This is a genomic window from uncultured Aquitalea sp., assembly GCF_945957525.1.
Classification (GTDB): domain Bacteria; phylum Pseudomonadota; class Gammaproteobacteria; order Burkholderiales; family Chromobacteriaceae; genus Aquitalea.
Map to the genome: position 1 here is coordinate 112,449 of NZ_CAMFLA010000011.1, position 13,218 is coordinate 125,666.

A 13,218-nucleotide genomic window follows, 5' to 3' on the forward strand; every position below is an offset into this window, starting at 1 on the left:
TTACACCTCGCGTTTGGCACACATGATTTCGGCTTCGCAAGCCACCTGTCCCTCCACCAGCGCGCGCGCGCGATATTTTCCGATGCCACGCTTGACGGTGATGGTTTCCACTTCAAAAATCAGCTGATCTCCCGGCACCACCTGGCGCTTGAAACGGGCATTGTCGATGCCGACGAAGAAGTACAGTTCATTCTCGGCACGCTGCCCCTGGCTCTTGATCGCCAGAATGCCGGCAGCCTGCGCCAGCGCTTCGATGATCAGCACGCCCGGCATCACCGGGTACTGCTCGAAGTGGCCAACGAAGAAAGGCTCGTTGATGGTGACGTTCTTCAGCGCGCGAATGCGGGTTTCCGGCACGAATTCCGTGACGCGGTCCACCAGCAGGAAGGGGTAACGATGCGGCAGATACTGCATGATTTCGCGTACATCGATATTCACGGCGTGTTCAGTCATTGGAGTTGTCCTCTGCATTTTTCATGGCGGCGATCTCGCGTTCGAGTTGTTTTATGCGTTTGGCGAGATCATCCAGGTGTCTTACGTGAACGGCGTTAGCCAGCCATTCCTTCATCGGCTGCAATGGGTAAGAAGAGGCGTAAGTACCCGCCTCCTTGATGGTTTTGGATACCAGCGTGCCGCCACCGATATGGGTGCGGTCCGCCACTTCGATATGGCCGACGAACATCGCCGCGCCGCCTACGGTGCAGTTGGCGCCGATGCGGGTGCTGCCGGCGATGCCGACACAACCGGCGATGGCGGTATGCTGGCCGATTTCCACGTTGTGCGCGATCTGGACCAGATTGTCGATCTTGGCGCCCTTGCGGATGATCGTATCGGACAAAGCGCCGCGATCAATCGTGGTATTTGCACCGACCTCCACATCATCTTCAATGATGACGCGTCCCGTCTGTGGAATCTTGAACCAATGATCCTTGGCCCAGGCAAGACCAAAACCGTCGGCGCCGATGACGGTGCCGGAGTGTATGCCTACTCGGTTGCCGATATGGCAGCCCTGATAAATGGTGACATTGGGGTACAGCACCACATCATCGCCAATGACCGTGTCGTCGCCTACCACCACCCCAGGATGCAGGATGCAACGCTCGCCCACCCGCACGCGCTCGCCAAGGGTGACATGAGCGCGAATTTCCGCCGTTGCGGCAATGCGCGCGCCTTCGCCCACTACGGCGGACGGATGGATGCCGCCTAGCGCGGTGGCCGGAGGATGAAACAAGGTGGCCACCTGAGCAAAGTAAAGATACGGATCTGCCGCCAGAATCCACGACCGCGCGGACAGATCTAGCTCTTCGGCCAACTTGGGCGACACGATCACCGCGCCGGCAGCGCAACTATCCAGTTGTTTGCGGAATTTCGGATTGGACAGGAATGTGATGTCGTCGGCGCTCGCCTCGCCCATCGGTGCCAGGCGGCCCACTTCAACATCAGCGCCCTTCAGCTCGCCGCCCAGACGGGCGACGATGTCGGAAAGTTTGTAAGCCATCAAAAATGAAAGCCGACCGGGGTCGGCTTCTCCCTAACAATGGTGAGTGCCAGTTACTTTTCCATCGCCTTGAGCACCTTCTCCGTGAGATCGAACTTGGGATTCACGTAGACGGCGTCTTGCAGGATCAGGTCGTATTGCTCTTTTTCAGCCAGCTGCTTGAGCACACGATTGGCGCGCTCCTGTACGGAAGCGAACTCCTCGTTGCGACGCTGATTGAAGTCCTCCGACAGCTCGCGGGCTTTGGCGCGATAGTCGCGATCCAGCGCGGCATACTCTCGCTCATAGCGCTTGCGATCATCCAGAGAGATGGAGTTCTTGGCCAGCAAGCCTTCCAGCTCCTTGGCCCGAGTCTCCATTTTTTTAAGATCGGTACGGCGATCGGCAAACTCTTTGTCCAACTTCTTCTGGATGGCGATGGCCGGCGCCGCTTCGCGATATACCCGCTCGGTATTGACAAAACCGAACTTCAAATCGGCTGCTGACGCTTGAAGCGCCACCAGCGCTGCGCCGGCAATCAACCACTTGAATGCTTGCTTCATGACTTGGCCTCGCCCGGTTTAGAAAACGGTACCCAGCTGGAATTGGAAGCGCTGTTCTTTATCCCCTTCCTTCTTCTTCAAAGGAGAGGCGTAACTGAACTTCATCGGCCCCAGCGGAGACAGCCAGGTTACAGCCAAGCCGGCAGAATATCGCATGCCGTCGCTGATCGAGCTGCCCTGCACCTTGTCGTCCCACAGGGAGCCGGCATCAAAGAACACGCTGGTGCGAATCGACTTGTTGTCCTTCATGCCCGGGAAGGGGAAGAGGATTTCCGCATTGGCTACCACCTTGCGGGTACCGCCCATGTAGTCGCCGTTGGTGTCTTTCGGCCCAATACTGTTGGTGTCATAGCCGCGAACAGAACCGATACCGCCAATGTAGAAGTTCTGGAAGAACGGCAGTGTAGAAGTTTTGCCGTAGCCGTTGGCGTAACCCACTTCGCCATTCAGCATCAGGGTGTATGTCTTGGAGAGCGGGAAGAACCACTGCTGCTGATGAGTCAGTCGATAGAACTGGATATCGCCGCCCGGCAAGCCAAGATCGACGCCAGCCTTGATCAGGGCGCCGCGCGTCGGCCACAGCGAGCTATCGCGCGTATCCCGGCCCCAGCTAACCGTACCCAGCAGCGTGGTGTACTTGTTGCCGTGCTCGTTGACGTAGTCAATGTAGCGCTGCGGACTGGTGCTGTAAGTAGTCAGATGCGTCTTTTCAACACCAAGACTGAAGTTGACGCGATCATATTCCGTCACCGGCACGCCGAAACGCACAGCAGCGCCATCGGTAGAGGTTTTGTACGCCGAGGTGGACGTGGCATCCGGATTGTAAACGCGATGATAAAGGTCGTAACCCAGGCTGACGCCGTCGGTCGTGAAGTACGGATCCGTAAACGACAGCGAGATGTTCTTATTCACCTTGCCGTTGGACATGCCCAAAGCCATGTATTTGCCGGAACCGAAGATGTTGGACTGAGAAATGCTGGCCGACAGCTGGATGCCTTCGCCCTGCACAAAGCCCACACCGGCGGAGATGCTGCCTGTCGGGCGCTCTTTCAGGGAGATATTCATGTCCACCTGGTCGGGCGCATCCGGCACTGCCGGCGTCTCTACGTTGACGTCTTCAAAGTAGCCCAGCAGTTCGATGCGCTCCTTGCTGCGCTTGACTTTGTCGGCGCCGTACACCGAGCCCTCGAGCTGACGCAGTTCGCGGCGAATCACTTCGTCGCGGGTCTTGGTGTTGCCGGCGATGTTGACGCGGCGTACGTAGGTCTTGCGGCCCGGATCGACAAAGAAAGTGAAACCCACTTGCTGCTTGTCGCGGTTGATTTCCGGCAAGGCGTTGACGTTGGCGAAAGCATACCCCTCATTGCCCAAACGATCGCTCAGGGCTTTGACGGTTTCCGTCACTTTCTCGTTGTTGAACACCTCGCCTTGCTTGAGGGTGATCAGCTTGCGCAGATCAGCCTCCGGCACTTTCAGGTCGCCGGCCAGCTTGATGTCGGAGACCGTGAATTTCTTGCCTTCGTTGATATTGATAGTTAGGAACATCTGTTCCTTGTCGGCGCTGATGGACACTTGCGTGGAGTCGATATTGAACTCCAGATAGCCCTGATTCTGGTAGAAGGCTTTCAGCTTCTCCAGATCGCCGGTCAGTTTCTGCTTGGAGTACTGGTTGTCCTTGGTGAGCCAGGTCAGCCAGCCGCCAGTAGTGAGGGACATCTGGTCAAGCAGGTCATCCTGAGTGAAGGCCTTGGCACCGACAATCTGGATGGTCTTGATCTGCGCGGTAACACCTTCGTTGATATCCAGCGTCACGGCCACGCGATTGCGTTCCAGCTTGGTAACGTGCGAAGTGATGTCTACCGAGTACTTGCCGCGACTGTAGTACTGACGCTTGAGCTCTTGCAATGCGCCGTCAAGCAGGGCCTGGTCGAAAATCAGCGACTCGGCGAACCCGTTGTCCTTCAGCGCCTTTTTCAGCTGATCCTTGCTGAATTCCTTGGCGCCGTTGATGGTGAGCTGGGTTATGACGGGGCGCTCTTCAACAGCCACGATCACCACGCCTTCGCGCGACTCCACGCGCACATCATTGAAGAAGCCAGTGGCGAACAGGCTCTTGATGGATTCGCGGGCCTTCTCATCGCTGAAGGTATCGCCCACTTTGACTGGCAGGTAGTTGAAGACGGTACCGGGCTCGGTACGCTGCAGGCCTTCAACGCGAATATCCTTGATGACAAAAGGTTCAGCAGCCCAAACGACCGACGCCGAGAACATGCCCAGCACGGCGGCTGCAACGAGTTTCAATTTCATAGGTATGGTTTAACCCCCAAAAAGGCGACCGAGGTCGTTCAGCAAGGCGAACAACATCAACGACGCCAGCAGGATGAATCCGATCTTTTGTCCAAACAGTTGAGCCTGCTCGCTCAGCGGGCGGCCTTTAACCAGTTCCGCGACATAATACATTAAGTGCCCGCCATCCAGCACAGGTATTGGCAAGAGATTGAGCACGCCGATGCTGACACTGATCAGCGCCAGAAATTCCAGGTAAGGCGTCAGTCCCTCGCGCGCAGTCTGTCCCGCAACCGTGGCGATGGTGAGCGGGCCGGACAGATTGTCCAGCGAAGCTTGCCCAATCAGCATTCGACCCAGGAATTTCAGCGACATCCATGCGGTGTCGAAAGTCTTTTGCGCCGCCTCGAGACCAGCCTGCCCGAAAGAAGGATGATGAACGAAGGAAATGCTCTTCATCCAGGCTTGATCCACCAGGGGAGCAGCCCCGATACGCCCCACCATCACATCGCCCGCGGGCACCGTGGCAGGTCGCAGCCGAACATCCAACGCCTTGCCGTCGCGCTCTATGCGCACCAGCAACTCCTTGCCCGGGCTGTCTCGCACCACTTTCACCCAGGCATCCCAGCTTGCCAACGGCTTGCCATCCACGGCCAGGAGACGATCACCCGCCTTGAGACCGGCCTTGGCGGCCACGCCGCCCTCTTCAAGCCCGCCGATCGCATTAAGGTAACGCGCCGGAGAGATGCCGGGATCGCCCTTTTCAAATGCCTGCAAGAAAGTATCGTCCATCAGGGTAGGATCAATCACGCGCGTAGCGATGGCGCCTTGCGCGGTCTGCACCTTCACCTTGACGGGGTCCGGCTGGTGCGAAGCCGCCTCAACCAATGCCAGCCTGGCTTCCTGCCAGTTCTTTACCCCCTGCGCATCGATGGTTTGCAGCTTGTCGCCTGGCTGGAAACCAGCCACTGCCGCCGGCGTCTGCGGCGCAACGGAACCCACCAGCGGCTGCAACTGCAGCACGCCCTGAGCAATGACCAGCCAGTAAAACAGCACCGCCAACAACAAATTGGCCACAGGCCCGGCAGCGACAATGGCCATGCGTTTGAATACCGACTGCGTATTGAAAGCCTGGTGACGCTCTGCCGCGTCGACTTCCATCTCGCGTTCATCCAGCATGCGCACATAGCCTCCCAGCGGAATCGGACAGATCGCCCACTCGGTATCGCCGCGTTGCCAACTGATCAACGGCGCGCCAAAACCGATGGAAAAACGCAGCACTTTAACGCCGCAGAGTCTGGCAATCGCGTAATGACCAAATTCGTGAAACGTCACCAACACGCCGATGGCGACGAGAAATGCGAGGAATGTCAGCATGAATGCACCTTGCCCAGAGCGACGCGACGAGCCTCCGCATCCGCGGCGAGCAAATCGGCAAGCGAAGCGCTGGCCGACAAGTCGCAAACGGACAGCGTAGACTCCACCACCATCGGAATGTCGACAAAACGAATGCGGCGATCCAGAAAGGCCGCCACAGCGACTTCATTGGCGGCATTAAGCACTGCAGGCGCATCGCCGCCAGCCGCCAAGGCCGAAAAGGCCAGCGCCAGGCACGGGAAGCGAATCAGATCCGGCTTCTCAAACGTCAGGCCGGACAGGGCCATGAAATCAAGTGATGCCACACCGGATTCGATGCGATCTGGCCAGCCCAGCACATTGGCGATCGGCGTGCGCATATCCGGAGAGCCAAGCTGGGCCAGTACCGAGCCGTCCTTGTACTGCACCATGGAGTGAATCACGCTCTGCGGATGAACCACTACCTCGATGCGGTCTGGCGGCGCATTGAACAACCAATGCGCTTCGATCACCTCCAGCCCCTTGTTCATCAGGCTGGCGGAATCAACGGAAATCTTGCGCCCCATTACCCAGTTGGGATGCTTGCAAGCATCCTCGGGGGTTACCTGCGCCAACTCTTCGGCCAACCTGCCGCGAAACGGACCGCCCGACGCAGTAAGGATGATCTTGCGGATTCCCGCCACATCGAGGTCGCCGGCGTAATCATGCGGCAATGACTGGAAAATGGCGTTGTGCTCGCTATCCACCGGCAGCAGGGTAGCGCCGCCTTCGCGCACGGCTTCCATAAACAGCCGCCCCGCCACCACCAAAGACTCTTTATTGGCCAGCAGCACTTTTTTGCCCGCACGCGCCGCAGCAATGGCGGATGGCAAACCGGCGGCGCCCACGATGGCGGCCATCACCATATCCACCTCGGGCAGCACCGCCACCTGCTCAAGAGCCGCCGGCCCATGCAGCACCTCTGCGTTCAGGCCGCTCTCGGCCAAACGCGGACGCAAATCCGCCGCAGCCGCAGCATCGGCCACCACCAGGAAGCGGGGATGGAAACGTTTTGCCTGCTCCAGCAGGCGGTCAATTTGACGATGACCGGTCAGGACGACAACCTGAAACCGGTCTGGATGACGGGCAACCACGTCCAGCGTATTGACGCCGATGCTGCCGGTTGCCCCAAGAACGGCAATGCCTTGAGGATTCATGTGATTCGCTTACAGCCCACCCAGCGCGCGCAGCGCGTTGCTGACCGCCAGGACGGCAATGAGACTATCGATTCGATCGTACACCCCGCCATGACCCGGCAAGAGCTTGCTGCTGTCTTTCATGCCGGACGACCGCTTGAACCAGGACTCAAGCAAATCGCCGCACACGCTGACGGCCGTCAGCGGCAAGGCCAGCAGCACCAGCGCCCACACGGGCAAGCCGACGGAAATCCAGCCCAATTGACTGACAGCCACCACATACACCGCCACGCCGATCAGTGCGCCATACACGCCCTCCCAGCTTTTACCAGGGCTGATCGACGGCGCCAGCTTGCGTTTGCCGAAGGCTTTGCCGGAGAAATAGGCGGCAACATCCGCCACCCAGACCAGCCCCATCACCGCCAGCAAGGTTTTACCGTGGGTAATGTCAGCCACCGGCCGCCACTCGAGAAAACCAAACCAGGCCGGCACCATCAGCAACCAGCCCAGCAGCATGGCTAGGGAAGGATTGCTCACCACCCATCGCCGCGATAACCACAAGGGCACCACCACCAGCCAGAAACCAAGCGCAACGGCATGAGCCGCGAGGCTCATGCGAAGACCTGATTGCCAGGCCATCCAGGCCAGCGCCGTACTGCCAGCCAGATAGGCCCACTGCAACGGCCCGCGCAAACTGGTCATGCGGGAAAATTCCCACAATGCCAGCAGTACGATCAACCAGGAAAACGCCGCCCAGGCATCGGCGGGAAACAAAAACAGGGCCGCCAGCATCAGCGGCAGCAGTATCAATGCGGTGATGACTCGTGTTATCAGCATGTAGGATCAGTTTCGTCGCAGGGCTTCGGGCAACTGCTCGCTGGTGCGACCAAAGCGCCGTTCCCGCGAACGGTAGGAGTCGATGGCCTGCTCCAGCGCCTGACGATCGAAATCCGGCCAGAGCAGATCGGTAAAATACAACTCGGAGTACGCCAACTGCCACAACAGGAAGTTGCTGATGCGCTGCTCGCCCCCTGTGCGGATGAACAAATCCGGCTCGGGAGCCCAACTGGTGGACAAGCGTTGCGCCAGCATGTCTTCCGTAATGGCGCTGGCGCCATCCGCGATCAACTCATTGACTGCATTCAGTACATCCCAACGCCCGCCATAGTCGGCGGCAATGCTCAGCACCAGGCCGTCGTTGCCGGCGGTTTTGTCTTCCGCAGCCTGAATGCGCTCAGCCAACTCGGCGCTGAAGCGCTCGCGCGAGCCCAGTACTTTCAGGCGGATATTGTTGCTGTGCAGCTTGTTGACTTCATGCTCCAGCGCGCGGATGAAGAGATCCATGAGGAACGAAACCTCATCTTGCGGCCGGCGCCAGTTTTCAGTGGAAAAGGCGAACAGGGTGAGATACTCGACCCCGAGCTCCTTGCAGGCGGTCACGGTTTCGCGCACCGCGTCCAGCCCTTTCTTGTGACCGGCCACTCGCGGCAAAAACCGCTTTTTGGCCCAACGGCCATTGCCGTCCATGATGACGGCGATGTGCCGGGGCACATTGCGCACCTCCGGCACGTCCCTTGTCGAGCTTCCAAACAAGGCTGTTTCCTTCCGTCAGACTGCCATCAGATCGGCTTCTTTGGCGGCCAGCGCCTTGTCGACTTCCGCGATGTACTTGTCGGTGAGCTTCTGGATGTCGTCCTGACCGCGACGCTCCTCGTCTTCGGTGATGGCCTTATCCTTTAGCAGATTTTTGAAGTCATTGTTCGCGTCGCGGCGAATATTGCGAACCGCCACGCGAGCGCTTTCCGCCTCGCCGCGCACCACTTTGATCAGGTCGCGGCGGCGCTCTTCGGTCAACATCGGCATCGGCACACGAATCAGGTCGCCCATGGCTGCCGGATTCAGACCCAGGTCAGAATCACGAATGGCCTTTTCAATCTTGCCGGCCATGTTCTTTTCCCACGGCTGCACGCCGATGGTGCGGGCGTCAATCAGGGTGACGTTGGCCACCTGATTCACCGGCACATCGCTGCCATAGTACTCCACCATCACATGATCAAGAATGCCAGCATGCGCGCGACCGGTGCGCACCTTGGTCAGGTCGGTCTTGAACGCCTCCAGAGATCTGGACATCTTCTGCTCGGCCGTTTTCTTGACTTCATTAATCATGTCTGCTCCACATTACAAATCAAAACTGTAGAAAAACAAGGCGGAAAGCGGCCTTGCGCGACCGTTTCCGCCCCTAGTATTCGTCAGGCTCAGCAGTGTACCAGCGTGCCTTCGTCTTCGCCAAGCACCACACGCTTGAGCGCACCAGTCTTGAAAATGCTGAATACCTTGATATTGAGCTTCTGGTCGCGACACAGTGCAAAAGCCGTGGCATCCATCACCTTGAGGTTGCGGCCGATGGCTTCGTCGAAGGTCAGGGTCTGGTAACGCACGGCATCCGGATTTTTCTTCGGATCATCCGTATATACGCCATCCACCTTGGTGGCTTTAAGCATGATGTCCACATTCATCTCCATACCGCGCAGCGCTGCCGCCGTATCAGTGGTGAAGAACGGGTTGCCGGTGCCTGCGGCAAAAATCACCACCTTGCCTTCCTCGAGATACTGCATCGCCTTGCCGCGCACATAGGGCTCGGCAATTTGCTGCATGGTCAGCGCGGATTGCACGCGCGCAATCAAACCCGCCTTGGTCATGGCATCCTTCAGCGCCAGCGCGTTCATGACCGTGGCCATCATGCCCATGTAGTCCGCCGTTGCACGATCCATGCCGCTGGCAGCACTGGAAACGCCGCGAAAGATGTTGCCGCCGCCGATGACGATACCGACCTGCACGCCCAACTCCACCACCCCCTTGATCTGCTCGACGATCTGCTCGATCGTGGTGCGATTGATGCCGTAGCTGTCATCGCCCATCAGGGCTTCACCGGAAAGCTTGAGCAGGATGCGTTTGTAGGAAGGAACTTGGCTCATGATTACCTCGAGTTGGGTGTATTTTTGGCGTTCAATTTGCAAAACGGCACCCTGCGAGCAGGGTGCCGTTCCGTCATGCTACTTGTGCGATCTTACAGCTTGGCGGCGGCAGCCACTTCAGCAGCATAGTCCACAACCTTCTTCTCGATGCCTTCACCCACCACAAACATGGTGAATGCCTTCACGGAAGCGGATTTTTCAGCCAGCAGCTTCTCTACGGTCTGGTCCGGGTTCTTCACGAACGGCTGGCCCAGCAGAGTCACTTCGGCGAGGTACTTGTTCACGCGGCCTTCAACCATCTTGGCGACGATGTCGGCCGGCTTGCCGGATTCAGCAGCCTGAGCAGTGTAGATCTTGCGCTCTTGCTCCAGGGTTTCGGCCGGAACCTGATCCTTGGATACGCAGATCGGCTTGGAAGCGGCAACGTGCATGGCAATGTCGCGACCCAGCGCTTCGTCGCCCTTCAGGTCAACGATCACGCCGATCTTGGCGCCGTGCAGATAGGTAGCGATGGTGCCATCAGTTTCGAAACGCACGAAACGACGGATGGTCATGTTCTCGCCCAGCTTGGCGATAGCGGCCTTGCGGATTTCTTCCACCGGCAGACCGTCAACCTCCACGGCGCCCAGCGCTTCAACGTCAGCCGGGTTGGCGGCAACAACCGCCTTGGCGGCGGCGGTAGCCAGCGCGACGAAAGTCGGATCCTTGGCGACGAAGTCGGTTTCACAGTTCACTTCTACCAGGGCGCCAACGCCGCCGGCCACGAAGGAGCCGATGATACCTTCAGCGGCCACGCGGCCAGCCATCTTGGAAGCCTTGGTGCCGGACTTGATGCGCAGGATTTCTTCAGCCTTGGCGAAGTCGCCTTCAGCCTCAACCAGAGCCTTCTTGCATTCCATCATGCCCAGGCCGGTGGCCACGCGCAGATCCGAAACCATTTTTGCGGTAATTTCCGCCATGCTTGTACTCCTGTGAATTCTATACGTCGGGTAATCAGGTCTAAAAAAAGGGGCTTTCGCCCCTTCTTGCAGTCTGCTTACTCAGCCTGAGCCGTTTCAGCAGCCGCCACGATTTCCTGCAGCGACTGTGCGCGACCTTCCAGTACAGCGTCGGCGATGCCGCGAGCGTACAGGCGGATGGCGCGGCTGGAGTCGTCGTTGCCCGGGATTACGTAGTCGATGCCGTCCGGGGAGTTGTTGGTATCAACAACGCCGATAACCGGGATGCCCAGTTTCTTGGCTTCAACGATGGTGCCCTTCTGGTAGCCGGTGTCGATCACGAAGATCGCGTCCGGCAGACCCTTCATATCCTTGATGCCGCCCAGCGAACGCTCCAGCTTTTCAACTTCGCGCTGCAGATCCAGCAGTTCCTTCTTGTTGTAACCGGAATCGCCGGCGCCTTCGAGGATGGCGCGCTTCTCTTCCAGACGCTTGATGGACTGCTTGACGGTCTTGTAGTTGGTCAGCATGCCGCCGAGCCAACGATGATCAACGAAAGGCATGCCAGCACGGGCAGCTTCTTCACGCACGATCTCACGAGCCTGGCGCTTGGTGCCCACGAACATCACGGTACCCTTGTTGGCAGTCAGACGACGCACATATTCCTGGGCGCCCACGAACAGCGGCAGGGTCTTTTCCAGGTTGATGATGTGGATCTTGTTGCGGCTGCCAAAGATGTACTGAGCCATCTTCGGGTTCCAGAAGCGGGTTTGGTGGCCGAAGTGAACGCCGGCCTCAAGCATTTGGCGCATGGTAACGTTGGTGGTCATGCAAAAACTCCTTAAAGGGTTAAGCCTCCATCCGCGCAGACAACCGCCGTTTTGTCGTGGCGGCACCCTTTGGCGCGGATGTGCGTAATGAAATTTCCCTGCCCAATGCGGGGAACACGAGATTCTAGCACCTCTCCGGCCGCAGCCTCAAGCACCAGAATCGGTTTTTTCTTGTTGCTCCATCGCCCGCTCGCGCCGCCGCCTGAGGCGACTGCGCGTCAAATGCGCAACAAAGAAAGTAGGCAGAAAGCCGAGGGAAAACAGTATTGCCGCCGTGGCGGCCCAGCTGTTTTGCGCCGCCGCCAGCATAAGCACCACGTACAACCAACCCATCAGTATCAGATACATGGATCAAACAACCGTTTGAATTTTTCGAAAAATACTGCCAACAATAAGGGCTACAGTGTAAACCACCCACCCGAGCGCCACTATGCAAACCCGCTTTACTCACACCTTCGGCATCGAAAAACCGCTTGTCTGCCCCGGCATGAGCTATATCGCCACGCCGGAACTGGTTGCCGCCGTCAGCAACGCCGGCGGTCTGGGCATCCTGGCCACCGGCCCCCTCTCGGCAGAGGAAACACGAGCAGCCATCCGCCGCATCCGGGAACTGACCGACAAGCCCTTCGGCATCGGCTGCACATTGATGATGCCCGGCGCACGCGAGAACGCCGAAGCGGGGCTTGATGAGCAAGTGCCGGTCATCAATTTTTCGCTGGGCAAGGGCGACTGGATCGTCAAACGCGCCAAGGCCTATGGCGGCAAGGTGATTGCCACCGTGGTAACGGAAAAACATGCCAAGTCGGCCGAAGCGGCCGGCGTGGACGCCTTACTGGTCACCGGGCATGAAGCAGCCGCCCACGGCGGCGCGGTCACCTCGCTGGTGCTGCTGCCCGCCATTCGCAAAGCATGCAGCCTGCCGATCATCGCCGCCGGCGGCTTTGGCAACGGACAGGGGCTTATTGCCGCGCTGGCGCTAGGCGCCGACGCCGTGGCCATGGGCAGCCGCCTCGCCATGACGCAGGAAAGCCCGGTGCATCAGCGCACCAAGGAGATGATCAGGGAGCGCGGCGTAAGCGACACTATTTATTCGGATAATTTCGACGGGTTATGGTGTCGGGTGATGGACACCCCCACCGCGCGCCAGGCCACCCGCAAACCCATGAATCTCATCAAAGCCGCACTGCGCTCCATCGGCATCGCCCAACGCATGAAAATGCCGGTGATGAAGGTGGCGCTGGGCGGCATGCTGAGCCAGCCGCAACAATTGCGGCAACTGGCGCTATTCGGCGCCGCCACCGAATCCATCCGGCTGGCGATTCAGGATGGCGACCATCAACGCGGCGTGCAGCTGATCGGCCAGGTGCAAGGTCTGCTTGAAGACGTGCCGACCGTCGCGGAACTGTTCACGCGCATCGAACAGGAAGCCGCCAGCGCCCTGGCAAACCTGCCACGCTAAGAAAAATCGATGACAAAAGGCTGGCGGAGACATAATTTCTTCGCCCTTGCCTTTCTGCCGCAGCAAACCGCCCTTCCGTATCGCATTGCAACAAATTAGTGCCAAAATCAGTTGGCGCACATTTGCCAGCCCGCCCTCCTTTAGTTACTCTGCCCTGTC

Annotated in this window: 14 protein-coding genes; 1 reads left to right on the top strand and 13 read right to left on the bottom strand. The window is 58.8% G+C overall.

Annotated features, from left to right (window positions below):
* The 13 genes from fabZ to Q0P52_RS12285 all read right to left on the bottom strand — a co-directional run bounded on the left by fabZ (nt 1) and on the right by Q0P52_RS12285 (nt 11,948).
* Nucleotides 1–453: a 3-hydroxyacyl-ACP dehydratase FabZ gene (gene fabZ / locus Q0P52_RS12225; RefSeq protein WP_293762734.1), complete on the bottom strand. Its 453-nt coding sequence runs from the start codon at nt 451–453 to the stop codon at nt 1–3.
* Complete coding sequence (lpxD, locus tag Q0P52_RS12230; protein WP_293762736.1) at nt 446–1,498, bottom strand: UDP-3-O-(3-hydroxymyristoyl)glucosamine N-acyltransferase; 1,053 nt, start codon at nt 1,496–1,498, stop codon at nt 446–448. Before lpxD ends, fabZ begins: the two co-directional genes overlap by 8 nt.
* Before the next feature lie 53 nt (nt 1,499–1,551).
* Complete coding sequence (locus Q0P52_RS12235; RefSeq protein ID WP_293762738.1) at nt 1,552–2,040, bottom strand: OmpH family outer membrane protein; 489 nt, start codon at nt 2,038–2,040, stop codon at nt 1,552–1,554.
* An 18-nt stretch (nt 2,041–2,058) separates the two neighbouring features.
* The gene (gene bamA, locus Q0P52_RS12240; protein WP_293762740.1) at nt 2,059–4,347 is read right to left on the bottom strand and encodes an outer membrane protein assembly factor BamA; all 2,289 of its coding nucleotides are present in this window, start codon (nt 4,345–4,347) and stop codon (nt 2,059–2,061) included.
* A gap of 9 nt (nt 4,348–4,356) precedes the next feature.
* Entirely contained in the window at nt 4,357–5,703 is a 1,347-nt protein-coding gene (gene rseP / locus Q0P52_RS12245) for an RIP metalloprotease RseP (protein WP_293762742.1), read from the bottom strand.
* Nucleotides 5,697–6,878, bottom strand: coding sequence for a 1-deoxy-D-xylulose-5-phosphate reductoisomerase (gene ispC, locus Q0P52_RS12250; RefSeq protein ID WP_293762744.1), 1,182 nt, complete (start codon nt 6,876–6,878; stop codon nt 5,697–5,699). Before ispC ends, rseP begins: the two co-directional genes overlap by 7 nt.
* A gap of 9 nt (nt 6,879–6,887) precedes the next feature.
* The gene (locus Q0P52_RS12255; protein ID WP_293762746.1) at nt 6,888–7,694 is read right to left on the bottom strand and encodes a phosphatidate cytidylyltransferase; all 807 of its coding nucleotides are present in this window, start codon (nt 7,692–7,694) and stop codon (nt 6,888–6,890) included.
* 6 nt (nt 7,695–7,700) lie between these two features.
* Nucleotides 7,701–8,450 (bottom strand): isoprenyl transferase, encoded by a 750-nt coding sequence (locus tag Q0P52_RS12260; RefSeq protein WP_293762748.1) that lies wholly within the window; start codon nt 8,448–8,450, stop codon nt 7,701–7,703.
* A 15-nt stretch (nt 8,451–8,465) separates the two neighbouring features.
* Complete coding sequence (gene frr / locus Q0P52_RS12265; RefSeq protein ID WP_293762750.1) at nt 8,466–9,023, bottom strand: ribosome recycling factor; 558 nt, start codon at nt 9,021–9,023, stop codon at nt 8,466–8,468.
* An 89-nt stretch (nt 9,024–9,112) separates the two neighbouring features.
* The gene (gene pyrH / locus Q0P52_RS12270) at nt 9,113–9,832 is read right to left on the bottom strand and encodes a UMP kinase (protein WP_293762752.1); all 720 of its coding nucleotides are present in this window, start codon (nt 9,830–9,832) and stop codon (nt 9,113–9,115) included.
* Nucleotides 9,833–9,924: 92 nt separating this feature from the next.
* Nucleotides 9,925–10,791 carry a translation elongation factor Ts gene (gene tsf / locus Q0P52_RS12275; protein WP_293762754.1) on the bottom strand — a complete coding sequence of 289 codons (867 nt, stop codon included), beginning with the start codon at nt 10,789–10,791 and terminating at the stop codon, nt 9,925–9,927.
* A gap of 77 nt (nt 10,792–10,868) precedes the next feature.
* The gene (gene rpsB / locus Q0P52_RS12280; protein WP_293762756.1) at nt 10,869–11,600 is read right to left on the bottom strand and encodes a 30S ribosomal protein S2; all 732 of its coding nucleotides are present in this window, start codon (nt 11,598–11,600) and stop codon (nt 10,869–10,871) included.
* Between the two features lie 147 nt (nt 11,601–11,747).
* Nucleotides 11,748–11,948 (bottom strand): hypothetical protein, encoded by a 201-nt coding sequence (locus Q0P52_RS12285; protein ID WP_293762758.1) that lies wholly within the window; start codon nt 11,946–11,948, stop codon nt 11,748–11,750.
* Between the two features lie 82 nt (nt 11,949–12,030).
* Between Q0P52_RS12285 and Q0P52_RS12290 the strand changes: the two genes are divergently transcribed.
* Nucleotides 12,031–13,059 carry a nitronate monooxygenase gene (locus Q0P52_RS12290; protein WP_293762760.1) on the top strand — a complete coding sequence of 343 codons (1,029 nt, stop codon included), beginning with the start codon at nt 12,031–12,033 and terminating at the stop codon, nt 13,057–13,059.
* Nucleotides 13,060–13,218 lie beyond the last annotated feature (159 nt).